Here is a 25,626-nt window from a genome sequence, read left to right on the forward strand (position 1 = left end):
ATACAAGGGTGAATCTGGAATAATGCGAATTGCACTGGTGGGCAGCCTCGCCCTGTCCCTGTCTCTCGGCCTGGGGGGCTGCAGCCCTCCTGGCGGCGAGATGGGGAACGATCCCGATGGCGCGATAGAGGGCGATATCCGGCAGCAGCCGGGCCTCTATCGCGACCAGATCACGCTTGGCGGCATGGAAGGCGATCAGGCCGGCGGCCAATATGCCGACGATGTCAAATGCCTGAGCGAAGAAGACGTGCGCGATGGCCATCGTGCGATGTTGTTGGAAATCCAGGGTGGCGACGCGTGCCGGTTCGAGAAATACGAGCTGGACGGGTCGTCGCTGGATGCCGTGATGGCGTGCCGGGCGAATTCGTCCCAGCCCCAAACAACGGCAACCATCACCGGCACGGTTACCTCCACAGGCAGCGACCTGCGCATGACGGTTGCAGGTTTTGGCGATGGCTCCGAAGGGGTGGACATGCGGGTGAAGAGCGAGCGTATCGGCGAGTGCGAAGAGGGCGACGAATAGTCCCGGAGTCCTTCAGGCCGAGACCCTGAACGGGTTTTTCAGGAAACACTAAGACGATTCCGGCATTATGGAAGTGTGCTAGGCATCGTCAAAACACCGCAGGCCGCGACGCCAGAAGGGACCGGCATCTACGGATTCACCGCACTCGCAGACAGCGAGTGGGCGCGGCGTATCGAGCTGGCGAGCGAACCCGATCCCGATGGCGCTCGCGGGCCGGGCCTCTGGTACCTATTTGCCGAACTGGGATACATGCTGGAGCCTGTGCGGCGGCTCTACCGCTCACTTTTCAAACCCTTCACCATGACCACGGCGGCACACCCGCGGATGGTCATGATGCTGCCCGGCTTCGGCACCAACCCCATCCGCATGCGCTATTTTGCGCGGCGGCTGGAAGATGCCGGCCACACCGTGAAGCGCTGGGGCTGCGGCTATAACTGGGGATTTTCGGAAGACCTGTTCGAACAGCTGGAACAGCGGCTGCTCGATCTCAACGCACGTGCGGGAGAGCCGGTGGTGCTGGTCGGCTGGAGCCTTGGCGGGCTGTACGCCCGCGAGCTGGCCAAGCGCCAGCCCGATGCCGTGGCCAAGGTCATATCGATGGGATCGCCCTTTTCGGGCTCGCTTCGCGCCAACAATGTCTGGCGCGTGTACCAGGCCATCGCCGGTCACCGGATCGCGGACATAGAGCTCGCGGGGCAACTTTCACGCAAGCCTCCGGTCGAGACGGTGGCCCTGTGGAGCCCGTGCGACGGGGCGATCAGCCCGCGTTGTGCAGCCGGGTATCCGGGCGAGCGCGATCGGGCGGTTGCGCTGCGGTGCAGCCATATGGGCTTTTCCTATTCTCCCGAGGCGATCCGCGCGGTTGCGCGCGAGCTCGACGAATAGGGCAGCGGCGCGCCTAGCGGCAGAACGATCCTCCGCCGATCTCCAGATGCAGGTGGTTGGCGTGCGCTGCGTTATATTCGGGGCCCAGCACCGTCCCGAAACGCTTGCAGGCGCTGCGGCTGACCACGCGCAGGAACTCGCGCTCCGCCCCCGTTCCGTTGTTCCAGTCGTCGAGTACGGAAACGCGCCGCCCGTCCTCCAGCACGAAGGCCGCGATATCGATGGCCTCCGCGCGCGCATGGGCGGATCGCCGGGAGCTGCCTGCGACGTTGCGGCAGGCGTAGCTGCCCATGGTCTCGACCCGGGCGAGCGGGCTGCCGAGGTACTGCCGCGCGGCACGGTCCACACCGAACCGCACCCAGCCGGCAAAGGTGTTGGCAGTCTCGCAGGTGACAGGGCCGAGATTGGCAATGCCAAAACGGCCTGCATCTCCCTGCAGCCCGGTCAGCGAGACGGAATTGATCTGCGTGCAGCCGGGCCCATCCACGCGATTGGGCAGCGGGGAATAGCTTGCCCCTGCCGCGCTGAGTTTTGCCAGGCACTGCTGGTCCGCAAGGGTCGGCATCACCGCACCACCGCGATCAATGGTCGGCGGGGTGGGGCGCACCGGGCCGACGCGACTGCCCCCGTCGCTACCGGGCAGGAACTGGCAGCCCGATAGCGCAAGGGCGAAAAATGTGGCCGCGAAAAGGTTCGATCCGCGCATCATGGCCAATCCTATCGCGGATGGCTGCTGAATGCTTCCCTAAGCACATGCGATTTCCCACGCGGAAACATTGTGCGCTGCCGCATGTTGGTCCTGCGACACCAGCGAAAGGGCACATATGCAACGCTTCACCGACCGTACCATCATCGTCACCGGCTCCTCCAGCGGGATCGGCGAAGGGATAGCCCGCCGCTTTGCGCGCGAAGGTGCCAACGTCGTCCTCAACAGCCGGAGCCGCGACGATCTGGCCAGGGTGGCTGGCGACCTGGACGAAGACCGTACGCTGGTGGTCGACGGTGACGTTTCGAGTGCGGCCTTCGCGAAGGAGATCGTGACCAAAGCCGTCGAGCGGTTCGGCGGGCTCGACGTGCTGTGCAACAATGCCGGTGTCGGCGCCTTCGGGATGCTTGCGGACGCGAGCGACGAGGATATCGACAGCGTGATCGACATCAACGTGAAGGGCGTCCTCTACCTGTGTCGCGAAGCCATCCCGCACCTTGCAAACAGCAAGGCCCCGGGCGGTGGCAGCATCGTCAACACCTCCAGCGTATCGGGTACCGGGGGCGACTGGCTGCTGCCGATCTACGACGCCAGCAAGGGCGCGGTGACCAACCTGACGCGCGCGCTGGCATTACAGCTTGGCGGGCAGGGAATCCGCGTGAATGCGGTCTGCCCCTCGCTCACCCGGTCCGACATGACCGACGGCATCATGGACAACGAGGCGTTGATGGAGGCCTTCATGCGCCGCATCCCGCTCGGCCGCCCGGGCGAGCCGGAGGATATCGCTGGCGTGGTTGCCTTCCTCGCCAGCGAGGATGCACGCTTCGTTACCGGAGCCAATATCCCGGTCGATGGCGGGGTCAGCGCGTCGAACGGCCAGCCCAACTTCATGGCCTATCAATAGGCGTCAGTCGGGATAGGTCTCGAACTTCACGATCAGGATATCGAGGTCGCGGGTCGGTTCGAAATTCGTTTTGACGACTTCGAAACGTGTCGGACCGATCTTCTTTACGCCGTTCATGCAAAAGCTGACGAGATTGTCGGTCGATCCCTTGTCGACCACCAACCGGAACCGCTCGATCGGACCGTTCCAGTTGGCGCCCGACGACAGCACGTAACCGAGCCAGGTCTCCATCATGTAGACTTGCGTGTTCTCGTCACCGGATGCGTTCGCGAGACGACGGTCGACCCCGGCGAGGAAGTAGTCGTCCACGCAGTAGCGCTCCTGATAATCGCTCAAACTGCTATCGGGCCCAATGTTGCGGTATTGCGGATAGAGCGCGCCACCGACGCTGCCCCCCAGCATCGGCGTGTATTCGTGGCTTACGCGGATCTTAGAACGGGGCGGGAAGACCTGTTCGCGCACGAAGTAGGTCACACCCTCCCATGTCGGGACCACGCTGCCTTCGAACTGCGGGTCGCTGCTCGTGGCGAGTCCATTGCCGATCGCGTCGTCGAGCCGCGCCTGCGAAATGTTTGCGAAGGGATTGCCCTGTTCCGAAGCGGTCCAGTAGACCGGGAAGCCATTGGCAATCACTTCTTCGGTCACGTCCCGGTCGCCGATCATGGCGCGATCATATTGCAACAGGCGTACGGGTTGCCCGTCTACCCGCGTCGCGAAACCGAAGCCCGACCAGTCCTGGCTTTCCTCGTAATAGGCGTAATGCGTATCGAGCATGCCGCGCGGCTGGCCGGGCATCGGGAATGCGATGGTTGTGGTGATGGAGCGGTCCGTCGGGTTCTCGAACACGTAGTCGACCGTCACCTTCTCTTGCGAAAGGAACAGGTCTTCGCTCAGCAGGCGCAGGTCGGTAGAGGGTTTGAGGGTGATCCCGCCGATCGAGATTTCGGCTTCCGAATCATTGGCCGTTATCGGGCTCGCCAGCAGGAATCCCGCAGCGGCAATCAGTGCGAAGCGGCGCGTCAATCGAGCGAGCATAGTGGCAAGTCCCCCATCCCAATGCTTGCGACCCGAAAGATAGCATAGCACGGAATTGCGCAACGGGTCAGGGGGATTGGCGTGGTGCCACGTCTTCGGGGGTTTGCACCTGCTCCCACAATTCGATCTTCACCCCGTTGGGGTCCAGCAGCCAGGCGAACTTGCCGTAGCCTTCGTCGACATGGCCGAGGATCTCGATGCCTTTGGATTTCAGCTGGTCTACCATGCCGTCGCAATCATCGACCCGCAGGTTGATCATGAACGCGCCGGTGCCCGGCTTGATATATTCATCGTCCGGGAAGTGGCTGATCAGCGAATAGGCGCGCGCGTGCGGTTCCTCGGCCCATGCAAGCTGCGGGCCGTATTCGCCGGACAGGCCCAGCGTATCCTCGTACCATTTGCGCGTCGCGGCCGGATCGCCGGCGACATGGAATATTCCGCCAAGCCCTGTGATCTTTGCCATCGTCTATTCTCCCCGCAGCGACCCAGGTGAACAGCATAGAGCGAAGATTGACAAACTTCATTTAGGGATTTAGCTAAATAGCAATGAACAAGGTTTTCGACGCATTGGCCCATCCCATCCGGCGCGAGGTGCTCGAACTGCTCAAGGGCGGCGAGATGACTGCTGGCGAGCTGGCCGACCGGTTTCCGGTGTCCAAGCCGACCATGTCCGGTCATTTCGCCAAGCTGAAAGAGGCGGGCCTGATCTACGGCGAGAACCGCCGGGGATCGGTGATTTATGCACTCAACATGTCGACGCTGGAAGAGGCGCTGCACGGGTTCATGGATCGAGTGGGTCTGGGCGCGGACAACCCGTCGCATACGCGAGCGAGCCGGACAGCCAGGGGAGTAGGGATCGAATGAAAGTAGGACTGCCGCTGATCGTCACGATCCTGGTCGCAGCGCTGATGGCCGGGTTCGCATTGTGGGCCTCCAGCCTCGCGCCAGCAGGAATGGAGCTGCCGACGCACTGGAATGCTGCCGGTGAAGTCGACGACACCATGCCTGCGCTGCAGGCGCTGCTGTTCCCGGCAGGGCTTGCGCTGTTCGTGGGTCTGCTCTTTGCAATCATTCCCGCGCTCGAACCGTTGCAAGACAGGCTGGAGGGTTCGGCACCCCTGCTTCGTGCCGCATGGGTAGGGACAATCGGGCTCATGGTCGCCATGCAGGCGATTATCGCGGCGCCGATTTTCGGTTTCGAACCGGGAGTCGGCGCGATCCTCGCGCTGGTCGGCCTGCTGCTGATCGTGCTCGGCAACATGATGCCCAAATCGCGCCCGGGGTTCTTCGTCGGTATTCGAACGCCCTGGACGATCACCGATGCGGATAACTGGGTTGCGACTCACCGGTTAGGCGGCAAGCTGTTCATGGCAGCGGGTGTCGCGATTTGCCTTGTCGGACTGGTCGACATGCCCGGTAACGTCCGAATGGGCGTCACGCTCGGCTCGGTCATCGCAGCCTCTGTCATCGCTATCGGCTATAGCTGGTGGTTCTGGCAGCGCAAAAGCCAGTCGGGCAGTGGCGCCTGACATATGGCCCGCAAAAGCAGCTAGGCAGATTATCTGCCTGCTCGGACCAGTGGCGATAGAGAATGCGGCGCCCGGTCCTGCAAGTTTTCTCCGGCCGGATCGATGAAGCGGGGCAGCAACCGCTCGCTGCTGCCCCACTCGTACGATCAGACTCGCCGCACTAGCTGCGCGGCGGAAAGATGCCCTGAATGGCGATGCAGGTCGTCATTGCGAGGTAGGGCTGCATGTTGTTCACCGGCTGGCTGCCACCCGTGTTGCCTACCACGATCGCGCTCGAGCCCATGTTCGTGTCGGCGGAGCCCGTCGAATAGACATTCGATCCTGCGGGGAAATCCGACATCAGCGCATTGGACGGGTTATCCGTATCGCCCGGCGCATTGTGGGCGCGCAATGTCGCCTGGTGGTTATGCGAGGGGAGTTGGCTGACGGTCAGCGTGTTGGTCTCGGACCCGCCCCGCTGTCCCCAGCGATAATCGTGCAGGCCCGGACCATGGCCCGTACCGATCATCGTCCGACCGCGCAGGTCGGGAAGGGCGAATGTCGTCCGGCCATCCCCGCCATAGGTCGTGCCGAGCAGGGAGAAGAGCGCGGTATATTGCGAAATCGGAAGGATCTGCCCGCTGGTCGACATCCAGCCACGCGGACAGAAGTTGAAGCCGAACTGCTGGATCTGACCGAGGTAAGGTTCCTGCGCGGCGGCAGGCGTGCTGACGCCGAAGGATAGGCCAACCATTGCAGATAACGCGAGCGCGGTTGCTTTGATTTTCATGATTTTCTCCCTGTTTGCCCCTAAAAGGCGCCAACTCCTTAACAGGCGCGTGCGAATTTGGCTATCGAGAGAGAAGCCGGGAGATATCGCCTAGACGTTGTATTCGCTCGTCTTTCTAAATTAGGTCCAATTCGAAATTTCTATGGAGGTTTTTCGGAAGGACCAGGAAGCTCGGCCCGCATTGGGCCAGCTTTCTCGTCATCGGCGTGAACCGCGATCTAACGCATTGCTGCTATTCGACGATATACTCGCTGAGGTTTTCAGGCCTTGTCACGAGGCTGGCAAGCACGATCGCAATGGTTGCGGCGATGAAGCCGGGGATGATCTCGTACACGCCCGGGCCGCCCATGAATTCCGCGTTCCAGCCCTGCGCAATCCAGAAGCCGACCGTGCCCGCGCCAACCACCAGCCCGGCCAGCGCGCCGGTGCCGGTCATTCGCGGCCAGGTCAGCGACAGCAGGATCAGCGGCCCGAAGGCGGCACCGAAGCCAGCCCATGCATTGGACACGAGGCCCAGCACTTCGCTCTCCGGATCGCTCGCGACCCAGATCGCTGCCAGTGCCACCAGCAGCACGCTGACGCGGCCCACATTCACCGCCTCGCGCTCGCTCGCATCGCGGCGCAGGAAGAGGCGGTAGAAGTCTTCGGTCAGCGAACTGGAGGAAACCAGCAGCTGCGAGGAAATCGTGCTCATGATCGCAGCCAGCAGCGCGGCGAGCAGGAAGCCCGTCACCAGCGGGTGGAACAGCAGGTCGGCCAGCACGATGAAGATCGTTTCCGGGTCTTCGACGGCGATCCCGTTGCGCTCCACATAGGCGCGGCCGGCGAGCCCGACACCGAGCGAGCCGAGCAGGCACACGAACATCCAGCCAAGCCCGATATTGCGCGCGGTCGATACCTCTTCCACGCTACGCACCGCCATGAAGCGCACGATGATGTGCGGCTGCCCGAAATAGCCGAGCCCCCATGTTACCGCGCTCAGGAAGCCGACGAAGGTCAGCCCCTGCGTCAGGCTCAGGAAGCCGAGCTGGATATCGGTCAGGCTGTCGCCCGCGCTCCCCCCGGGGCCGAACATCACCACCAGCGGCATGATGACCAGCGCCAGCAGCATGATGACGCCCTGCACGAAATCGGTCAGGCTGACCGCAAGGAACCCGCCGATCATCGTATAGGCGAGCACCACGCCCGCAGTGATCCAGATGCCGAGCATGTAGTCGCTCATCCCCACTGCAGGCAGCAGCGCGGGGAAGGCGGTTTCGAACAGCTTGCCTCCGCCGACCAGCCCTGCGGCCGAATAGACCATGAAGAACACCACGATCACGATTGCCGAGACAACCCGCAGCGCGACCGCCTGGCTGGGGAAGCGGTTGGCCATGAATTCCGGGATCGTCAGCGCATTGCCCAGCTTTTCGGTCTGTTCGCGCAGGCGGGGTGCGACCACGCTCCAGTTGACGACCGCGCCCACGAACAGGCCGATCCCGATCCACGCCTCGACCAGACCTGCGGCATAGAGCGCGCCGGGCAGGCCCAGCAGCAGCCAGCCCGACATGTCCGATGCGCCCGCCGAAAGCGCCGCGACACCCGGCGACAAGCCGCGTCCGGCGAGCAGGTAGCCTTCGGAAGTGTCGGTGGATTTCTTCCAGGCAAAAAGCCCAATCGCCAGCATGAGGACGAAATAGGCGGCGAGCGAAATGAGGACCCCTGTCTGCATGGGCGAGGTGCCTAACAACTCATATACGGTTTGACCACCGGTGTGCCCGATTGCCCCAGCCGGGGATCGTCACGGCTCAGCCCTTGTCGTCCCATTCGACATCCACGCGCGCCCGCCCGCCGGAGCCTTCGCCCTTGGTGCCGTCTTTCGATCCTTCGACCGTGACAGTGTGCCCGTTGGCCGGCCCGCCGATCTGCGAGCCGATCCGCGTCAGCTCCTTGACCTTCTTGAGCAGCTCCGCCGCCTCGCGCTGATTGTCCTCGTACATCTTCTCCAGCCGTTCGAGGTCTTCCTTGTCCTTCTTGGCCTTGTCCTGCGCTTCCTTGGCTTCCTTGGCGGCCTTCTTCTCGTTCGCTTCCTTGGTCTTGTAGGCCTTGACCAGTTCATCGAACCGTTCGTGATTGGCGCGCAGCTCCTCGATCTCCTGTTGCTCCTTGTCGGAGAACGGGCCGGCTAGGTGGCTGGCATTGCACAACCGGTCGAGCAACTCGGTCCGCGCTTCCTTGGCCAGTTGCTGCGCCCCGGTCAGCGCGTTGCCGCTGGCGACATGCTGCGCCACTTCGCGCGAGAGGCGGTCGCGCGCACCCAGCAGCGCATGGGCGCTCTGCTTGAAGCCGCCCTTTTCCTTGTCGTTCAGGTCGCGCCGCCGCTCCACCAGGCGGATTTCCCGGTCGATCCGGTCGCGCAGCATACGCACATCCTCGTCCCGCTCGGCAACGTCGCCGCCCGAACTGCCCAGCAGCCAGCCCACGAACGCGCCGCTGAGGATGAAGAACACGAACGCGACCAGCAGGCGCGTGCTGCCCAGCGGCCAGTAATCGGCCCAGGTCTTTTCCGCCGGATAGCCGTAGTCGTAGGAATAGGCATAGTCGTAACCATATGAGTTGCCGACATTTTCCGCGAACCACGTGGCGAGCCAAGGCGCGGTGAGTATCGCGATCATCACGCTGGCCACCGCAAGGAACGCGCCGATCATGGCGTATGCTGCGGCGGATGTATCTCTGTTCATCGCAGGCGAATCCCCACTCTTCGCTGACCCGTTAACCATATTGTCAGCGCGGGCGAGATTTGGGAAGCGCGGGGAATTGCCCCCCATGGATTTGGGTGGGCGGTGTGTCGAATTGGCGTGCGGGGCCGGAGCGCGTCCAGCAAAAGTGGGCACCGGTTTTGCGGTTCGGACGCGCGACCGAGAATGACTCCTGACACACCTGACACAGTGTCTAAGTGACGAAACCGGATCGATCAGAAGGGCGGGTTTGATCGAGCGTATCGATCACCGCTCGGAGGAGCGGGGCTGGGCGGGCGGACGGTGCAAAAGAGCAGTGCGCGAGGCGCGAGGGTTCTTGTAGCGCGGCGCGGGGGAGTAGGAAAATCCACGGGTTGTCCAGTGACTCCGCTGCGCTAAGACCAACGGGCAGGAGGGGCAACGCATGGATATTGCCGGGTATCTCGAACAGGTCAGGACAAAGTTTGCTTCGGGACATGCAACTGAGCACAGCTATCGAGCCCCGCTCGAAACGCTGTTCCAGTCAATCGACCCCGATATCGAGGTCATCAACGAGCCCAAGCGGTCCGAAGGCGGGATGCCCGACTTCCTGTTCCAGCGGAACGGGGTCGCGTTCGGCTGGGCCGAGGCGAAAGATATCGACAAGGATGTCATCAAGCTGAAGGGCTACAGCGTCGAGCAGCGCAAGCGCTACGAAAACGCCTACCCGAACCTGCTCTACACCAACGGCGTAGATTTCGAGTTCATCCGCAACAAGGAAGTCGTCCACCATACTTCCATCGCGGATTTCATGGGCGACCTCGGCGGTCTGCAACCGCTTCCAGACAAGTTCGGTGAACTGGAGCGTCAGCTCAAGCTCTTTGCCGAGCAGAAGCCGATCAGCATTCGTAGCGCGCAGAAGCTGGCGGAGATGATGGCGGGCAAGGCGGCGATCATCAAGGACGAGGTCGGGATTGCGCTGGCCGAGGATGCAGAGTTCCGCAGCGGCCTCGGGCGGCAGTACAATACCTTCAAGGATAACCTGCTGCCCAACCTGACGCCGGGTGAGTTCGCGGACATCTACGCCGAGACGATCACCTACGGCATGTTCGCCGCGCGCCTGCATGATGACACGCTGGATACGTTCAGCAGGCAGGAGGCGCTGGAGAAACTACCCAAGTCGAACCCCTTCCTGCGCGGGCTATTCCAGTACGTCGCGGGATACGACATTCCCGACCGTCTGAAATATGTCGTCGATGACCTGTCAGAGGTTTTGCGGGCGAGCGACCCGCATTCGTTGTTCGCCGATTTCGGCCATTTCACCGCCCGCAACGATCCCTTCATCCATTTCTACGAGACGTTCCTCGCCGCCTACAATCCGAAGAAACGCAAGGCGCGCGGCGTCTGGTACACGCCCGAGCCGGTGGTCGACTTCATCGTCCGCGCGGTCGACGACGTGCTGAAAACCGAGTTCGGCATTGCCGACGGGCTGGCCGATACCGGCAAGGTGACGGTGGACTGGGACACCGGGCAGACGGACAAAAAAGGCAAGCCCGTGACGATCCGCAAGGATGTGCACCGGGTCCAGATACTCGACCCGGCGACGGGTACGGGCACCTTCCTCGCCAAGACGGTGCAGACCATTGCAGACCGGGTGAAGGCGCGCGCGCCGGGCAAGTGGAGTTCCTACGTCGAGGAAGACCTGCTGCCGCGCCTGCACGGCTTCGAGCTGCTGATGGCAAGCTATGCCATGTGCCACATGAAGCTGGACATGCAGCTGACCGAGAGCGGCTATGTGCCCTCGCGCAACCCGCCGCGCCTCTCCGTCTGGCTGACCAACGCGCTCGAGCCGGCCGAACGCGAGGTGAAGGATCTGTTCTTCCAGCAACTGGCCGACGAAGCGCGTGGTGCGAGCGAGGTAAAGCGCCAGACGCCGATCATGTGCGTGATCGGGAATCCACCGTATTCGATTAGCTCTTCAAACCAGAGTGATTGGATCACCTCCATCACGAATGAGTACAAAGCGGGTCTCGACGAGCAGAACGTTCAGGCACTTTCAGATGACTATATAAAATTCCTGCGCTTGGCTCAGCACGTTGTCCAAAAGAATGGGGCTGGAATTGTCGGCTTTATCACGAATAACGCCTACATTGACGGCTTGATACACAGTCGAATGCGTGATTCTCTGGTCAAAACCTTCGATAAGATTTTCATTCTGGATTTACATGGCAGCACCAAAAGGCGCGAGAAGTCTCCGGACGGATCTCCCGACAAGAACGTATTTGATATTCAGCAAGGCGTATCAATCGCAATTTTCGTGCGAACGGTCGGCGGGCCGAACTGTGAAGTCTTCCATCGTGATATTTTCGGTTCCCGGGCATCAAAGAACGACGCGCTCTTTAGCTCCGCAGTCCGAGATGCTGAATTTCACTCTATTATACCTGAGAGCCCCGCTTTCTATCTTGTTCCGAAAGATTTCAGCGCAATGGATCAGTACTCTACCGGCTTTTCGGCCGTTGATCTATTTGGCGAGCGAGCAACAGGCACGAAATTCAGGAAAGACCCTCTTCTCATTAGCGAAAATTTCTCGCCAAATGAGGTCATTGCGGTCATCGAAGCGATGGTGAGCAAATCAGCATCAGAAATCACATCGCACTGGAAATTCAACGAGACTAAGGACTGGAAAGTAGAAGAGCAACGGGCAAATTTTGAGAAAGCAGAGAGACGAGATGTACGGCCAGTCACTTATCGACCCTTTGATACGCACTACGCCTATTACCCAATAAATCGGATTCACAAGATCATTCCGCGTGGTGATTCTCGTCGAGGATTAATGCGCCATCTCATCGACAACTCGAATTTCGCGTTGGTAATTGGCCGACAAGGTCAAGTTACTGGTAGCGAAGCATGGAACCTCTGCTACTCAAGCGAGGAGATAGTCGACCAGAACGTATTCTATCGAGGGGGTGGCTTAACCGCACCGCTCTACCTCTACCCTGACGAAACCGCTGATCAAGCCGACGCGCTTGCTCCCACCGAGCGCACGCTGAACCTCGAACCCAAGCTCTACGCCAAAATCTGCAAGGCCGCCGGGATCGACCCTTCGGACACGGCCGGACCCGAGGACGATTTCCGCGCGGCCACCGGCGATGCGCGCCCGTCCGAGGTCAAGGTGTTCGACTATATCTACGGCGTGCTGCATTCGCCCGAGTATCGCGAAACCTTCGCCGAATTCCTCAAGATCGACTTTCCGCGCATTCCCTACCCTGCCAGCCCCGAAGTCTTCAAACACGTCAGCGAGAAGGGCGAGGCGCTACGCCGCCTGCATCTCATGGAGCCCGCGGCCATCGGTGAAGCGGTCTATCCCTTCATGGGCGATGCCGAAGATGGCGAGGAGGACAGCGTTGTCGCGGCCGGTCATCCGAAGCTGAAGGACGGGCGGGTCTACATCAACAAGTCGCAATATTTCGATGGCGTCCCGCAGCTCGCGTGGGATTTCTACATTGGCGGCTACCAGCCCGCGCAGAAATGGCTCAAGGACCGCAAGGGCCGTGCGCTCTCCTACGCGGATATCGGCCACTACCAGAGCATCGTCAAAATCCTGGTAGAAACCGACCAAATCATGCGCGAGATCGAATTGCCCTTGGATGTGGTGGTGGAGGCCTCGGCCTAAGGCGCTCCGCCCGCCCGCGATCCCAGCTTTCGCTGGGATGACGGCAACTGCTTACGCCTCCATCTTCCGCTTGGCTTTCTTGCGCTCGTGCGGGTCGAGGATCGCCTTGCGCAGGCGGATGTTCTGGGGCGTCACCTCCACCATCTCGTCATCGTCGATATAGGCGATCGCCTGTTCCAGCGTCATCACGCGCGGGGGGGTGAGGCGGATCGCGTCGTCCTTGCCGGTCGAGCGAAAGTTGGTCAGCTGCTTGGACTTCATCGGGTTGACTTCCAGATCGTCGGGCTTGGCGTTCTCGCCAATGATCATGCCCTCGTAGATCTTCGCGCCGCCGCCGATGAACAGCTCGCCGCGCTCTTCCAAAGCGTTGAGCGCATAGGGCACGGCCTCGCCCGGCACCATCGAGATCAGCACGCCGTTCTGGCGACCTTCGATGGGGCCCTTGTACACATCGTACTTCTCGAACAACCGGTTCATGATGCCCGTACCGCGCGTGTCGGACAGGAACTCGCCGTGGTAGCCGATCAACCCGCGGCTGGGGGCGGAGAAGGTGATGCGCGTCTTGCCCTGGCCCGACGGGCGCATCTCGGTCAGCTCGGCCTTGCGGCGCTGCATCTTCTCGACAACGGTGCCCGAATGCTCGTCATCCACGTCGATGACGACGGTTTCATAGGGCTCCTGCCGCTGTCCGCCTTCTTCGCGGAAGAGCACGCGCGGGCGCGAGATGCCCAGCTCGAAGCCTTCGCGGCGCATGGTCTCGATCAGCACGCCCAGCTGCAGTTCGCCGCGCCCGGCAACCTCGAAGCTGTCCTTGTCGTCGCTCTCCGTGATGCGGATGGCGACGTTGGTTTCCGCCTCTCGGTACAGGCGATCGCGGATCATGCGGCTGGTCACCTTGCTGCCTTCGCGCCCGGCCAGCGGGCTGTCGTTGACGGCAAAGCGCATCGCCAGCGTGGGCGGGTCGATCGGCTGCGCGGCGATGGGTTCCTTCACCTGCGGATCGGCAATGGTGTTGGCGACGGTTGCCTTTTCGAGGCCTGCCAGCGCGATGATGTCGCCCGCCTGAGCGCTTTCCACCGGCACGCGCTCGAGCCCGTCGAAGCTCATCAGCTTGGTCGCGCGGCCCGCCTCGACGACATTGCCGTCCGCGTCGATCGCGTGGATCGGATCGTTGATGTTGATCCTGCCCGACTGGACCCGGCCGGTCAGCACGCGGCCCATGAAATTGTCCCGGTCGAGCAGGGTGGCGAGGAAGCTGAACGGGGCCTGCGTATCGAGGCCCGGCGGCGGCACGTGATCGACGATCAGCTTGAACAGCGGCTCCAGGTCGCCCGAGCGCGCGGTTTCGTCGTCGCTGGCATATCCGTCGCGGCCCGAGGCCCACAGGCTGGGGAAATCGAGCTGCTCGTCATTCGCATCGAGGCTGGCGAACAGGTCGAACACCTCGTCCAGCACTTCCTGCGGGCGCGCATCGGACCGGTCGATCTTGTTGACCACCACGATGGGCTTGAGCCCCAGCCCCAGCGCCTTGCCGGTGACGAACTTGGTCTGCGGCATCGGGCCTTCCGCGCTGTCGACCAGCAAGATGACACCGTCGACCATGCTCAGGATACGCTCCACCTCTGCGCCGAAGTCCGCGTGGCCCGGCGTGTCGACGATGTTGATGCGCGTGCCGTTCCATTCGACGCTGGTGCACTTGGCGAGGATGGTGATCCCGCGTTCTTTCTCCAGGTCGTTCGAATCCATCGCGCGTTCTTCCACGCGCTGGTTTTCCCGGAAGGTGCCGGACTGGCGGAAGAGCTGGTCGACCAGTGTGGTCTTGCCATGGTCGACGTGGGCGATGATCGCGATATTGCGTAGGGACACGGGAAATCTGCTTTCGGGGAAAGGGGGTGGTTACGTCACGGGACGTTGCGGTTGGCGCCTTAGCGGTGCGCCTGCTGCATCGCAACACGTCACGAACTCTGGGCGATCTGTTTCATTACGCTACGGCATGCGTCGGGGCATGCATTCGAATGTGCTGTTTTGGCAACAGATCGACCCGCGGGCTGCGGATTCCGCACGTTTCGCAGTTGAGCGGAGGCCCGCGCGCGTTTATTGACGCCACGTTAAGCGCAAATTCTGCGCACGGGATTGTACAGAGAGGAAGCATCTGATGGCTACTAAGTTCCCCGGCGTTGCCGGTTTTTCGCGCACCGCGCTGTTTGTCGGCGTCGCCGCACTCGCTCTGCCCGCCGTCGCCCACGCGCAGGATGCCGATGCGACAGCCGATGATCTCGCAGCCGAACTGAACGACAGCAACACGCTCGTCGTTACCGCGACCAAGCGCGAACAGACGCTGCAGGAAACGCCGGTTTCGGTCAGCGTGACCAGCGGCGAAACGCTGGAGCAGGCGCAGATCCGCGACGTGCTGGACCTGCAGACGGTCACCCCGTCGCTGCGCGTCAGCCAGCTGCAGAACTCCTCGTCCTCCACCTTCATCATCCGCGGCTTCGGCAACGGCGACAACAACTTCGGGATCGAGCCTTCGGTCGGCGTCTTCATCGACGGCGTGTTCCGCTCGCGCTCGGCATCCTCGCTCAACGACCTTGCCAACGTGCAGCGCATCGAAGTGCTCAATGGCCCGCAGTCGACGCTGTTCGGCAAGAACGCGTCGGCCGGTGTGATCTCGGTCGTCACGCGTGAGCCGCAGTACCAGTTTGGCGGCCAGGTCGAAGCGACTTACGGCAACTACAACGCCTTCACCCTGAAGGGCGACATTACCGGCCCGATCTCCAACAACGTCGCCTTCTCGCTCGACGGTAGCTACAACCGCCGCGACGGTTACGGCACGATCGTGAACCTGGGCGAAGACGTTTCCAACCGCAATCGCTGGAGCGCACGCGGCCAGCTGCTGTTCGAACCGACCCCTGAACTGACCATCCGTGCGATCGGTGACTATTCGCAGATCGACGAAGTGTGCTGCGTGGTCAGCACGCTGGTGGCCGGCCCCACGGCCGCTGCGGTCTTCGGTGTCGGCGGTGCGCTGAGCACCGATTTCTTCAGCTACGACACCTATTTGAACCAGGAGCCGATCAACAAGGTCGACAACTATGGCGGCTCGGTGCAGGTCGAGTGGGACAATGGCCCGATCGGCATCACCTCGATCACTGCCTATCGTGAGCTGAAGAACCTCATCGATCAGGACGTCGACTTCACCAGCGCCGATATCGTGAGCGAACTGCGCGACCAGCAGGTCGGCACGTTCACCCAGGAATTCCGCATCGCGTCCGACTTTGACGGACCCTTCAACTTCCTGCTGGGCGGCTTCTACTTCGATGAGTCGGTGACGCAGGACAGCGCGCTGACCACCGGTGCGGATTCGCGCAACTTCTTCACCCTGCTGGCCCGCGCGGCGACCGGCGACCCGACCTTCACCTTCAACACGGTGGAAGCCGGGCTCGGCATCCCGCAGAACAGCATCTTCTCGCAGGGCCCGCTGACCTCCGAAACCTATTCGATGGACAACCAGGCGTGGTCGGTCTTCGGTACGGTCGATCTCGAGCCGGTCGAAAACCTCGTCCTGACCGCCGGCTTCAACTACACCGACGACCGCAAGGACTTCGCATTGAGCGGCCAGGCCTTCGATGAGCTGGCCAACATCAACGTGGTCGATGCATTCATCACGCTGGCAACCGCCGGTGCGGTGACGAACCGTGCACAGTTCCAGGCGCTTCCGGGTGCGGTGCAGGCAGGCCTGCTCGCCACCGCGACCAACCCGGCGGCGAACCCCTTCCTTGGGCTCACGCCGTTCCAGTTCCAGCCGCCGTTCCTGACCATTCCGAACGCGGTCGAGGATGGCATGACGAATGACGACGATTTCAGCTACCTGCTGCGCGCATCGTACAATTTCGACGATCGCGTGAACGTCTATTTCAGCTATGCCACCGGCTTCAAGGCGAGCTCGGTCAACCTGTCGCGTGACTCGCGTCCGGTGTTCGGCGATTACATCCCCGGGCCGGTCAATTCGAGCTTCGCAGCACCGTCTTCGCCGATCACCGATGCCGGTGTGAATGTGGTCAACCTCACCACCGGGTCGCGCTTTGCCGGGCCGGAAGAAGCAGAAGTTTACGAACTGGGCCTGAAGGCGGACTTCCCCGGCCTGAACTTCAATATCGCGCTGTTCGACCAGACGATCGAAGGGTTCCAGAGCTTCACCTTCACCGGCACGGGCTTCCAGCTCGCCAATGCCGGCCAGCAGTCGGTCCGCGGTTTCGAGTTCAGCTCGACCGTCGTGCCCGATCCTTCGCTGGTCTTCACCTTTGCCACCACCTACCTCGATGCGGTCTATGACAGCTTCGTGGGCAGCCCGGTGGGCGATCTCTCGGGTCAGCGCCCCGGCGGTACGCCCGAGTGGAACATTGCCACCTCGCTCACCCACACGCTGGACTTCGGCAACACCGGCAACCGTCTGATCACCCGCGTGGATTACAGCCACGAGAGCAACACGAAGATCAACAACGGCCTGCCGACCTTCGGGGCGAACAACTTCCGCCGCGAAGTGAACCTGGTGAACGCGTCCGCCACCTTCGCGCTCGACATGGGGCTGGAACTGGGCGTGTTTGGGCGTAACCTGCTCAACGAACAGTACATCCTGACCGTGTTCGACGGTGTTGCGCAGTCTGGCACCGTTTCGGGTTACCCGAGCGGCCCGCGCACCTACGGCGCGATGGCACGCTTCAAGTTCTGATCTTCGGGACTTTTCGGGAAATCGGGGAAGGGGGCCTTCGCGGGCCCCCTTTTTTGTCTGAGTAAGGTGCGAAACGGCTTGCGATAGGCGCACTGCTATGCGCAAATCCGCAGGGCTGCTGTGCGTATCGGAATCGACCGAAAGGCGCGCGTCCAAGGGGGGAATCAGATGCAATGGATGTTCTTGCCGCTGAAGCGGTACGCCGACTTCGAAGGCCGCTCCCGCCGGCTCGAGTACTGGATGTTCCAGCTCGGTCAGTGGATTTTGTTTATCGCTATGGCGCTCGTGATCGGTGCGGTGGATGCGGCAGGCGATCCTCTCGAACGCGGAGGGATCAGCGATCTTCTGACGATCCCACTCGTGATCGTGTGGTTAGCTCTCTTGATACCCAACCTCGCCGTAACGGTGCGGCGCCTGCACGATCAGGACAAATCGGGCTGGTGGATCCTCCTCAATCTCATTCCTTTGGGTGGGCTGGTGCTGCTGGTCTTCATGTTCCTCGATGGTACTCCAGGAGAGAACCAATTCGGGCCCAGCCCCAAGGAAGAGGTGACCGCGCAAACCTTCGAATAGGTGACCTTCCCTGCCCCTTCGCCTCGGTGCGAGGGGGCGGGCGTCACCCGCGCTGCAAGGTACCCCCTGCGACATCCCACAAGGCTGCGTGGGGCAGGATCGCCTCGAACGGCGCGCGCTCCGTCCCCGTCATCCACACCTGCTCGCCATTCGCGGCGAGCCGATCGAACAGCGCTACGCGCCGATCCGGGTCGAGATGCGCGGCAACCTCGTCCAGTAGCAGGATCCCCGCACGGTCCTTTGCGGCCAGCGTGCCATGCGCGAGCATGATGGCGATCAGCATGGCTTTCTGCTCCCCGGTCGAAGCCTGCGCGGCGGGCACCCGCTTGTCGGCCAGGGTCACCGCAAGCTCAGTCCGGTGCGGGCCGGTCAGCGTGCGCCCGGCGCGGCGATCCTGCGGGCGGCCATCGCACAGCGCCGCTGCCAGAGCCTCGCGCTCCTCGGGCCCAACGGGCTCCAGCGCCAGCGCGGGCCTGGGGAAGTGCGCATCGTCGGCGGCGAGGAGGGCTGCGTTGAGCTGATCGACCAGCGTCCTGCGGTTCGCCGCGATCTGCGCGCCATGTTCCGCAAGCTGGGCCTCCAGCGCATCGAGCCAGCGCGGATCGGGTGCGACCTCGTCCGACAGCAGCCGGTTGCGGTCGCGCAAAGCGGCCTCGTATCGGTTGGAGAGCGTGGCATGCTGCGGAGCGATCGCCAGCACCAGCCGGTCGACAAACCGGCGGCGGGCCCCGGCGCTATCCATGAACAGCCCGTCCATCGAGGGCGTGAGCCAGCGGACAGAGAGCCATTCGGCCAGCGCCAGCGCGCTCGCATCCGCGCGGTTGATCCGCACCCGGCGGCGGGTGGGCTGTGCGGGGTCGATCATGGTGCCCAGCTGGATGGGCTCGCCGCCATCCTGTGGCGAAAGGCGCGCACCCACCGAGAACCCGCCCGCGCCCGCTCCGCGCGCCATCTCGGGCAGCTTGGCCCGGCGCAGTCCGCGCCCGGGTGCGAGCAGCGACAGCGCCTCCAGCACGTTCGTCTTGCCCGCACCATTGGCGCCGACCAACAGGTTGAAGCGCGCGGTCCCTTCCAGCTCGGTCGCCGGATGGTTGCGAAAATCGTGAAGGGAAATGCGGTCGAGTGCCACGTGCGAAGGCCTTTCCAAGGCGCCTAGCGCGTGCGGCGATGGCAGGCCAGCCCGGCTGTGCAAATCGGCCATTCCAACATGTGGTGAAAAATCCCAAGCTTTCGGATTGGTGAACAAGATCTGTCGCAACCAGTAAGGCAGAAAGCGCAGAAATCCCCCATTTCCTCAAACTGGCACGCCTCCTGCAATGCTGTGGATGTCCGGCGGGAGGGCCCACCGGCACCAACATGAGGAGACTTAAAATGACTGCTACCGATATCCGCACCCGCCTGTTCGGCGCCGTTTTCGCGCTGGGCGTTTCGGCCATCTTCTTCGCCACCGCCATCGTGCCGGCGAGCCCCAATGGCCTGATGATCGCCTGAACCGCGATCGCCTGATCCAATCCTTCAATTCACACCGACACATTCATCCAGAGGAGATTTTTGAAATGCCGTCCTTCGTCCGCAACATGCTCGCCGGTGCCGGAGCGCTCGCCTTCACCGGCCTCGCCTTCGCCTTCGCGATCGTCCCCGTGATGGTCGACAGCGCCGGGATGGTCGCATGAGCCAGATCGACGACAACACCCGCGGTTCGCTGCCCGAACGCCGCTTCCGCCTCGACCGTCAGCGCGCCGTCATGGGCGGCGTGTGCGCGGGCATGGCCAACTATTTCGGTTGGGATGTCGCGCTGGTCCGCATCGCATGGGTCCTCGCGACGATCTTCTTCTTCGGATCGCTGCTGATCGTGTACCCGATCATATGGGCGATCGCCGACTGACCGGCATCGCATCATCCACGGTCCGGGTATCGCAGACCCGGCCGTTCTGCCGGGGGCGCAAGCGGTTACGCAATGCGCCCCCGTTGCACATCTGGCTCACATCGCGGAGATGCCGCCGTCCAGCTTCATCTCGGCGCCGGTCATGAACCGGCTCTCGTCGCTCGCCAGGTAGACCACCGCATTGGCGATATCGTTTGGTTCGCCGACGAACTTGAGCGGGATCTGCCGCGCCAGCTTTTCCAGCAACACACCCTTGTCGATACTGTGGTGCCGCGCGGTCCCGTCGAGGATCGGCGTATCGACGAAGGTCGGGTGGATCGAATTGCAGCGAATGCCCATGTTGTTCTTCGCGCAGTGCAGCGCGATCGACTTGGTCAGCATCCACACCGCCGCCTTCGACGAGTTATATGCGGGCATCGTGTCGCTCGCGATCAGGCCCGCGATCGACGACAGGTTGATGATCGAACCCGGCGCATGTTCGCGCATCAGCGGCAGGGCCTTCTGGCAGCCGTGGAAGATCGAATCCACGTTGACCGAGAAGCAGCGTTGCCAGTCCGCGAAATCGCAGGTCTCGATATTGCCCGCGACACCCATTCCGGCATTGTTGACCAGCACGTTGAGCCCGCCCAGCTGTTCGCGCGCGGCGTCTACCGCCGCCTGCCACGCAGCCGGATCTGTCACGTCATGCGTAATCGCATAGGCCGTGCCGTCTCCGTGCGTGGAGTTGATCGCCGCCGCGGTTTCCGCCGCGCCATCGCCGTTGATATCGGTGCACAGCACGCGTGCGCCTTCCTCCGCGAGCCGCCGTGCATGCGCCGCGCCCAGGCCTTGCGCCGCACCCGTAATCAGCGCGAGCTTGCCCGCTACCCGTCCAGCCATCCGTTCTCTCCAATTCTCTGTGTCATCAGCAGCATCGCGATCCGCACGTCTACTGCAAGCCCTTCGGCGCGTTTCGCTTCCACGAAGGCGCCCAGTTCGCGCAGCGCAACGCGGTGCACGATGATATCCTCCCCGTCGGTGCCGCCGCCTTCACCGACCTTCGTCAACCCCTCGGCGCGCAACAGGGAGAACCCTTCGGAGACCATGCCGGGGCTCGAAAAGAACTCGCCCAGATCGGTGATCTTCGCCGCGCGGTAGCCGGTCTCTTCCTCCAGCTCGCGGTGCGCGGCAGCGATGGCGCTTTCGTCGCTGGTGTCTTCGGAATCGCCAACCAGCCCGGCGGGGATCTCGATGCAGCGACGGCCCAGCGGTACGCGATATTGCTCCACCAGCAGGACCTGCCCTTCGTCGATGGCGATGATCGCGGCGGCGCGGATGCCGCGTGCGCGGCCCGCATATTCCCACTTACCCCGCTGCTTGGCGACGATCCACTTGCCCTGCCAGCGGATCTCTTCGGGCAGGTCTGCCTCGGGCGGTTTGCTGTGCGTCATGGGCCCGCGCTTACAGCGCGATCAGCCGGTCGGGCAACTCGTTCTGGTCGTCATCGGCGCGCGGGAAATGTTCGGAGAGTACCACGCCCACATCGCGCACGCCTGCCGCGATCCCTGCGCCCAGGTCGCCTGCCTTGATCTCGCGCAGCATGTCGACCATGGCAGCGCCCCAGACTTCGGGATCGACTTTTGCAGCAATCGCCTCGTCCGCCACGATCTGCGCGCGGTGTTCCTGCAGCGAGACGTAGATCAGCACCCCGGTGCGCCCGTGCGTGCGGCGCTCGGCACCCACCTTGAAATGGCGGATCGCGGCGTCTTCCACGCGCAAGGTCTTCACCCGGCCCGGGATCAGCGCAAAGCGGACAGCCGGGATCAGCAGCAACGCGTAGACGATCAGGAACGTCGCAATGCCTATTCCACTGGCGAGACCGAACAGGCCAGCAGGCGTCCACTCGGTGTTCCAGCCGCCGGTCAGGCTGTCGATGATGCCGAGCGTGAGATCCGGGAAGAACGCCAGCGCCACCAGCTTCGTGAAGGCAAGGAAGGCCGCGATGGAAAGCGCAACATCGGTGTATCCGTCGGAAGTGCGCGCCACCACGGTGACGATCTCGCCCGATGTCGTCAGCTCCGCTTCGGCAACCGCGCGGGTGACTGCCTCATGATCGGCTTCGGTAATCCGCATCACCATCCTCCGCTCGCGCCGCCACCGCCGGACATGCCGCCACCGAAGCCGCCGAAGCCGCCTCCCCCACCGCCGAAGCCGCCTCCGCCGCCCCAGCCATCGCCATCGCTGGCGGCATTGATGGCAGTGTTGATCGCGGTCCACAGGATCACATCGCCCATCGCATCGCCCGCGCCATAGCGCCGGCGCCTGCGACCCTTCTTGCCGCGCGCAAAGATCGAGACGAACATGATGATCAACCCGATCCAGAATATCGCACCCAGCACGGTCAGGAAGGTGATCTCCTCCCGGTCTGACCGCGCCGCAGCTTCCGCCTCTTCAATCGCTTTCGCCGTGGCCGGATCCATGTCGAGCGCTTCGATCATGCCATCGACGCCTTCCGCGATCCCGCGCGAGAAATCGCCCGCCTTGAAGGCAGGGGTGATCGTGTCGCGGATGATCCTGCCCGACATCGCATCGGTCAGCGTCGGGGTGGAGCCATAGCCAACCTCGATGCGCATCTTGCGCTCTTCCTCTGCGACCAGCAGCAGTGCGCCCTCGTCGGTCTCTTCGCCGCCGATGCCCCATGTTTCGTACAGATCGACCGCGTAGCCTTCCACGGTCTCTCCGCCCATGTCGGGCACGGTGGCGACGATCACCGCGCGCCCGGTTTCCCTGTTATAGGCGCGCAGTTTCTCGTCGAGTTGAGCCTCGGTCGCCGCGTCGATCATGTCCGCGCCGTCGTAGACCGGCCCATCGGGGCGCGGTGGCAGGTCTTGCGCCGCCGCCGGAAGCGCGAGCAGCGCGGCCAGCAGAAGCGCAAGGAATGCGGACATGCGAGGCATCGGGGGCGTGCGCCCGATCAATTCTCGTCGCCGCCCAGACCTTCAAGGTTCACCTCGGGCGCCACGTCGCTGCCTTCGCGCGCTTCGAAGCCCTGCATCGGTTCCGATCCGTAGATCACGTTGGCGGCGATGGTGGAGGGGAAGGTGCGGATCGTGGTGTTATATTCCTGCACCGCTTCGTTGTAGCGATTGCGGGCGACTTCGATCCGGTTCTCCGTCCCTTCGAGCTGTACCATCAGGTCTGCGAAGCGCGCCTGGCTCTGCAGTTCAGGATAGCGTTCCACGGTGACGAGCAGGCGGCTAAGCGCACCGCCGACCTGGCTTTGTGCCGCATCGAACCGGGCGATGGCTTCGGGATCGTTGAGATCGTCGGTGGTCAGCTGCACCTGGCTGGCGCTGGCGCGTGCCTCGATCACTTGCGTCAGGATTTCCTCCTCGCTCTCCGCCGCAGCCCGCACGACGTTGACGAGGTTGGGGATCAGGTCCGCGCGGCGCTGGTAAGAGCTTTGCACGTCGGCCCAGCGCGCCTTGGCGTTTTCCTCTGCCGTGGGGACCGAGTTGATACCGCAACCGCTCAAGGCAACAAGGCCGAGCGCGAGCAGGATCGAGCGGAAAAATGTGCGAAACGGCATCGAGATGTCCCTCCGGGTAACTGGTGTATTGCCAATATACGACACGTGCGGCCCTGCGCAAGGATTCGTCGCTTACGGACTGGCCGATTGTCTCGCACAGGCTCCCATGCGAAGAGACCCATGGCAACAGCAGAAAGGGCGTCAAGGTGTTCAACGAATTCAAGAAATTCATCGCACGCGGCAATGTGATCGATCTGGCAGTCGGTGTGGTCATCGGCGCGGCGTTCAGCGGGATCGTGAAGCAGCTGACCGATGCCGTGCTGATGCCGGTCATCGGCTGGATCTTCGGCGACATCGATTTTTCCAACTGGTTCCTGCAACTGGGCGAGGTGCCAGAAGGCTATGAAGGTTCGCTCGACAATTACGAGCAGCTGAAAGAGGCGGGCGTGGCGATGATCGGCTACGGCGCGCTGATCACCGCGGTCATCAACTTCCTGATCGTCGCTTTCGCCCTGTTCCTGCTGGTGCGCGGCGTGAACCGCGTGACCGAGGAAATGCAGCGCAAGCAGGCCGAGGTGGAAGACAGCTCCAAGAGCGACGACGTGCCGACCGACCCCCAGCTCGATGTTCTGAAGAAGATCCTGGCCGAGCTGAAAGCGGAACGGGGTGCACCCTAGGGCGCAGCTTCCGCATCGCAGACACTTTATATTCACGCAGCGCGCCCTATATAGGATGCGTCGGCTTCGGCCGACTACGGCAATAAACTGCGGTGTGAAATAGACGCAATGGACCCGGGGGCAGTACCCGGCGGCTCCACCAAAAGGCCCGGCTCCCTAGGTTATCGGCCGGGCTTCCTGATGGGGCCGAACCAGGATCGACATGCGTTGAAAGGCATCGTTTTTGCCCGGAATGAGCAGTCCGTAAAGAGCTCATTACACAAGTGCCAACGATAACGAAGCACTCGCTCTCGCTGCGTAATCTGACGGGCTAACGCCCTGATCTTACAAAGCTAAAGCGCGGTTGGACCGACCGGGCAACAGAACGGATTCCGGGGCTCCGGGGGTAGCTAGCAACAGAAACCCCCACTTTCCGGATTGCTAGATTATTCTCACGCAAAGACGCGAAGAGGTCGCGCTAGTGGCGGCCATCGTCGTAATTATTGACGATCCGCTTGAGGCCATCCTTGAAGAGCGGCTGGCCGAAATTCATCAAGAGCTCGACCGGCAATTTTGCCAAACGCAGATAGGTGAGCAGTTGTTTGGCGTGTACCGGCATGAGCCTTTCGACCGATTTCAACTCTATGATAAGCCGACCATCGATCTGAAGATCGATCATATAGGCGTTGTCGATGACAACGCCTTTGTGCTTGAGCGGCATCGATACCTGCCGCTGGACGGCGATCCCGGAGCGGCGCAATTCCTCGAACATCAAGCGTTCGTATGCGCTTTCCAGCAATCCGGGGCCAAGGTTGTCATGCAGGTGATAGCCGCAATCGATGACGACTCCGACGAGGTGCTCCAGTTCAGCGTCGCGCGGCATCTTCGCGTCTTTGCGTGCGATCAACAAACGCTGCCTTCTCGGCCCGCTCATACTTCAGGCAGTCGAGGATCTTTGCGCCAGCCAGGAACACCGCGCCGGAGCAGGCAAGGAATAGCGCCCACCCGAAGAACCCCGGATATTCGACCAGGTAGTTCGCCCCGCGGGTCATCGCGCCCAGCGCCAGCGCGTAGATGATCAGGAACGCCTCGAACCGCGTCTTGATGACGAACAGGCGTCTGAACTTGCGAAACATCCGAGCAAACTTCCTTAACACGCGCGTCCCGGATCACTCGCAAGCCTCATGCCAATCGAGGATCGCGGGGCAGTGCGATGGTTAACCGGTCAGGCAGTGTAAACTTACCCGACACGGTTGCCAGCGTGTTAACTATACGCCGTCGATTTCGAGCGTATCGAGCAGCGCGGCGCGCGCGGCGCGGACCTGGTCCGCCAGCGCATCGGTACCCAGCTGATCGGGCGTAATGCTCTCGGGCCAATGCCGCGCGATCACCGCCTCGATCCGGTCCGCCTTGGCTTCGTCGAGCAGGAAGCGCGGGTCGATCGTCGCCGGGTCCGCCACCACGCGCAACCGCAGGCAGGCCGGGCCGCCGCCATTGGCCATGGACTGGCGCACATCCACCGGCACCAGTCGACGGATCGGCCCGTTGCCCGCCA

General features: G+C 62.6%; 27 protein-coding genes and 1 other RNA gene. 12 read left to right on the forward strand and 16 right to left on the reverse strand.

The window, feature by feature from the left end; translation table 11 throughout:
• Nucleotides 1-22 precede the first annotated feature (22 nt).
• Nucleotides 23-523, forward strand: coding sequence for a DUF3617 domain-containing protein (locus ACEQXE_RS09285; protein WP_370178678.1), 501 nt, complete (start codon nucleotides 23-25; stop codon nucleotides 521-523).
• Nucleotides 524-649: 126 nt separating this feature from the next.
• Nucleotides 650-1,408 (forward strand): esterase/lipase family protein, encoded by a 759-nt coding sequence (locus ACEQXE_RS09290; protein ID WP_370178729.1) that lies wholly within the window; start codon nucleotides 650-652, stop codon nucleotides 1,406-1,408.
• Nucleotides 1,409-1,421: 13 nt separating this feature from the next.
• Here the strand turns inward: ACEQXE_RS09290 and ACEQXE_RS09295 are convergent, their stop codons facing one another.
• Nucleotides 1,422-2,117 carry an extensin family protein gene (locus tag ACEQXE_RS09295; protein ID WP_370178679.1) on the reverse strand — a complete coding sequence of 232 codons (696 nt, stop codon included), beginning with the start codon at nucleotides 2,115-2,117 and terminating at the stop codon, nucleotides 1,422-1,424.
• A gap of 115 nt (nucleotides 2,118-2,232) precedes the next feature.
• Here ACEQXE_RS09295 and ACEQXE_RS09300 point away from each other — a divergent pair, with 115 nt between their 5' ends.
• Entirely contained in the window at nucleotides 2,233-3,018 is a 786-nt protein-coding gene (locus ACEQXE_RS09300; protein ID WP_370178681.1) for an SDR family NAD(P)-dependent oxidoreductase, read from the forward strand.
• Nucleotides 3,019-3,021: 3 nt separating this feature from the next.
• On the opposite strand, the gene ACEQXE_RS09305 is transcribed toward ACEQXE_RS09300, so the two are convergent.
• Nucleotides 3,022-4,041 (reverse strand): DUF4424 family protein, encoded by a 1,020-nt coding sequence (locus ACEQXE_RS09305; RefSeq protein WP_372520166.1) that lies wholly within the window; start codon nucleotides 4,039-4,041, stop codon nucleotides 3,022-3,024.
• A gap of 79 nt (nucleotides 4,042-4,120) precedes the next feature.
• Nucleotides 4,121-4,516 (reverse strand): VOC family protein, encoded by a 396-nt coding sequence (locus ACEQXE_RS09310; RefSeq protein ID WP_370178685.1) that lies wholly within the window; start codon nucleotides 4,514-4,516, stop codon nucleotides 4,121-4,123.
• 83 nt (nucleotides 4,517-4,599) lie between these two features.
• Here ACEQXE_RS09310 and ACEQXE_RS09315 point away from each other — a divergent pair, with 83 nt between their 5' ends.
• Nucleotides 4,600-4,917, forward strand: a complete 318-nt coding sequence (locus ACEQXE_RS09315; protein WP_370178686.1) for a metalloregulator ArsR/SmtB family transcription factor — start codon at nucleotides 4,600-4,602, stop codon at nucleotides 4,915-4,917.
• Nucleotides 4,914-5,582 (forward strand): SdpI family protein, encoded by a 669-nt coding sequence (locus ACEQXE_RS09320; RefSeq protein WP_370178687.1) that lies wholly within the window; start codon nucleotides 4,914-4,916, stop codon nucleotides 5,580-5,582. The genes ACEQXE_RS09315 and ACEQXE_RS09320 overlap by 4 nt, the downstream gene beginning before the upstream one ends.
• Nucleotides 5,583-5,742: 160 nt before the next feature.
• Here the strand turns inward: ACEQXE_RS09320 and ACEQXE_RS09325 are convergent, their stop codons facing one another.
• The 3 genes from ACEQXE_RS09325 to ACEQXE_RS09335 all read right to left on the reverse strand — a co-directional run bounded on the left by ACEQXE_RS09325 (nucleotide 5,743) and on the right by ACEQXE_RS09335 (nucleotide 9,071).
• Nucleotides 5,743-6,351 carry a phage tail protein gene (locus tag ACEQXE_RS09325; protein ID WP_370178689.1) on the reverse strand — a complete coding sequence of 203 codons (609 nt, stop codon included), beginning with the start codon at nucleotides 6,349-6,351 and terminating at the stop codon, nucleotides 5,743-5,745.
• Nucleotides 6,352-6,583: 232 nt separating this feature from the next.
• Complete coding sequence (gene putP / locus ACEQXE_RS09330; RefSeq protein WP_370178690.1) at nucleotides 6,584-8,062, reverse strand: sodium/proline symporter PutP; 1,479 nt, start codon at nucleotides 8,060-8,062, stop codon at nucleotides 6,584-6,586.
• A 76-nt stretch (nucleotides 8,063-8,138) separates the two neighbouring features.
• Nucleotides 8,139-9,071 (reverse strand): hypothetical protein, encoded by a 933-nt coding sequence (locus ACEQXE_RS09335; RefSeq protein ID WP_370178692.1) that lies wholly within the window; start codon nucleotides 9,069-9,071, stop codon nucleotides 8,139-8,141.
• Nucleotides 9,072-9,492: 421 nt separating this feature from the next.
• On the opposite strand from ACEQXE_RS09335, the gene ACEQXE_RS09340 reads away from it, so the two are divergent.
• The gene (locus tag ACEQXE_RS09340) at nucleotides 9,493-12,720 is read left to right on the forward strand and encodes a type ISP restriction/modification enzyme (RefSeq protein WP_370178694.1); all 3,228 of its coding nucleotides are present in this window, start codon (nucleotides 9,493-9,495) and stop codon (nucleotides 12,718-12,720) included.
• A 51-nt stretch (nucleotides 12,721-12,771) separates the two neighbouring features.
• Here the strand turns inward: ACEQXE_RS09340 and typA are convergent, their stop codons facing one another.
• Nucleotides 12,772-14,586: a translational GTPase TypA gene (typA, locus tag ACEQXE_RS09345; RefSeq protein WP_370178696.1), complete on the reverse strand. Its 1,815-nt coding sequence runs from the start codon at nucleotides 14,584-14,586 to the stop codon at nucleotides 12,772-12,774.
• A 289-nt stretch (nucleotides 14,587-14,875) separates the two neighbouring features.
• Here typA and ACEQXE_RS09350 point away from each other — a divergent pair, with 289 nt between their 5' ends.
• On the forward strand, nucleotides 14,876-17,449 hold the full coding sequence (locus tag ACEQXE_RS09350) for a TonB-dependent receptor (RefSeq protein ID WP_370178698.1): 2,574 nt from the start codon (nucleotides 14,876-14,878) through the stop codon (nucleotides 17,447-17,449).
• A gap of 168 nt (nucleotides 17,450-17,617) precedes the next feature.
• A complete protein-coding gene (locus ACEQXE_RS09355; RefSeq protein ID WP_370178700.1) occupies nucleotides 17,618-18,022 on the forward strand; it encodes a DUF805 domain-containing protein in 405 nt (134 codons plus the stop codon).
• Between the two features lie 43 nt (nucleotides 18,023-18,065).
• On the opposite strand, the gene recF is transcribed toward ACEQXE_RS09355, so the two are convergent.
• A complete protein-coding gene (gene recF, locus ACEQXE_RS09360) occupies nucleotides 18,066-19,151 on the reverse strand; it encodes a DNA replication/repair protein RecF (protein WP_370178702.1) in 1,086 nt (361 codons plus the stop codon).
• A 242-nt stretch (nucleotides 19,152-19,393) separates the two neighbouring features.
• Here recF and ACEQXE_RS09365 point away from each other — a divergent pair, with 242 nt between their 5' ends.
• Nucleotides 19,394-19,513 carry an enoyl-CoA hydratase gene (locus ACEQXE_RS09365; RefSeq protein ID WP_370178705.1) on the forward strand — a complete coding sequence of 40 codons (120 nt, stop codon included), beginning with the start codon at nucleotides 19,394-19,396 and terminating at the stop codon, nucleotides 19,511-19,513.
• A 178-nt stretch (nucleotides 19,514-19,691) separates the two neighbouring features.
• Entirely contained in the window at nucleotides 19,692-19,907 is a 216-nt protein-coding gene (locus ACEQXE_RS09370; protein ID WP_370178707.1) for a PspC domain-containing protein, read from the forward strand.
• A 96-nt stretch (nucleotides 19,908-20,003) separates the two neighbouring features.
• Here the strand turns inward: ACEQXE_RS09370 and ACEQXE_RS09375 are convergent, their stop codons facing one another.
• Genes ACEQXE_RS09375 through ACEQXE_RS09395 form a run of 5 tightly spaced genes read right to left on the reverse strand, consistent with a single transcriptional unit; the run spans nucleotide 20,004 to nucleotide 23,475 of the window.
• Entirely contained in the window at nucleotides 20,004-20,786 is a 783-nt protein-coding gene (locus ACEQXE_RS09375) for an SDR family oxidoreductase (protein WP_370178708.1), read from the reverse strand.
• Complete coding sequence (locus tag ACEQXE_RS09380; protein WP_370178710.1) at nucleotides 20,771-21,337, reverse strand: NUDIX hydrolase; 567 nt, start codon at nucleotides 21,335-21,337, stop codon at nucleotides 20,771-20,773. Before ACEQXE_RS09380 ends, ACEQXE_RS09375 begins: the two co-directional genes overlap by 16 nt.
• Before the next feature lie 10 nt (nucleotides 21,338-21,347).
• The gene (locus tag ACEQXE_RS09385; protein ID WP_370178711.1) at nucleotides 21,348-22,019 is read right to left on the reverse strand and encodes a TPM domain-containing protein; all 672 of its coding nucleotides are present in this window, start codon (nucleotides 22,017-22,019) and stop codon (nucleotides 21,348-21,350) included.
• Nucleotides 22,019-22,834, reverse strand: coding sequence for a YgcG family protein (locus tag ACEQXE_RS09390; protein WP_370182934.1), 816 nt, complete (start codon nucleotides 22,832-22,834; stop codon nucleotides 22,019-22,021). Before ACEQXE_RS09390 ends, ACEQXE_RS09385 begins: the two co-directional genes overlap by 1 nt.
• A gap of 26 nt (nucleotides 22,835-22,860) precedes the next feature.
• Nucleotides 22,861-23,475, reverse strand: a complete 615-nt coding sequence (locus tag ACEQXE_RS09395) for a LemA family protein (RefSeq protein ID WP_370178715.1) — start codon at nucleotides 23,473-23,475, stop codon at nucleotides 22,861-22,863.
• A gap of 146 nt (nucleotides 23,476-23,621) precedes the next feature.
• Between ACEQXE_RS09395 and mscL the strand changes: the two genes are divergently transcribed.
• Nucleotides 23,622-24,092 carry a large conductance mechanosensitive channel protein MscL gene (mscL, locus tag ACEQXE_RS09400; protein WP_370178717.1) on the forward strand — a complete coding sequence of 157 codons (471 nt, stop codon included), beginning with the start codon at nucleotides 23,622-23,624 and terminating at the stop codon, nucleotides 24,090-24,092.
• A gap of 21 nt (nucleotides 24,093-24,113) precedes the next feature.
• Nucleotides 24,114-24,467: a transfer-messenger RNA gene (ssrA, locus tag ACEQXE_RS09405) on the forward strand.
• A gap of 82 nt (nucleotides 24,468-24,549) precedes the next feature.
• Here the strand turns inward: ssrA and ACEQXE_RS09410 are convergent.
• The 3 genes from ACEQXE_RS09410 to ACEQXE_RS09420 all read right to left on the reverse strand — a co-directional run.
• Entirely contained in the window at nucleotides 24,550-24,978 is a 429-nt protein-coding gene (locus ACEQXE_RS09410; RefSeq protein ID WP_370178719.1) for a GxxExxY protein, read from the reverse strand.
• Nucleotides 24,938-25,207, reverse strand: a complete 270-nt coding sequence (locus tag ACEQXE_RS09415; RefSeq protein WP_370178721.1) for a hypothetical protein — start codon at nucleotides 25,205-25,207, stop codon at nucleotides 24,938-24,940. The genes ACEQXE_RS09410 and ACEQXE_RS09415 overlap by 41 nt, the downstream gene beginning before the upstream one ends.
• A gap of 132 nt (nucleotides 25,208-25,339) precedes the next feature.
• On the reverse strand, nucleotides 25,340-25,626 hold a 287-nt coding region (locus ACEQXE_RS09420; protein WP_370178723.1), incomplete at its 5' end, for an N-succinylarginine dihydrolase.

It is taken from the genome of Alteriqipengyuania sp., assembly GCF_964222115.1.
Classification (GTDB): Bacteria; Pseudomonadota; Alphaproteobacteria; order Sphingomonadales; family Sphingomonadaceae; genus Alteriqipengyuania.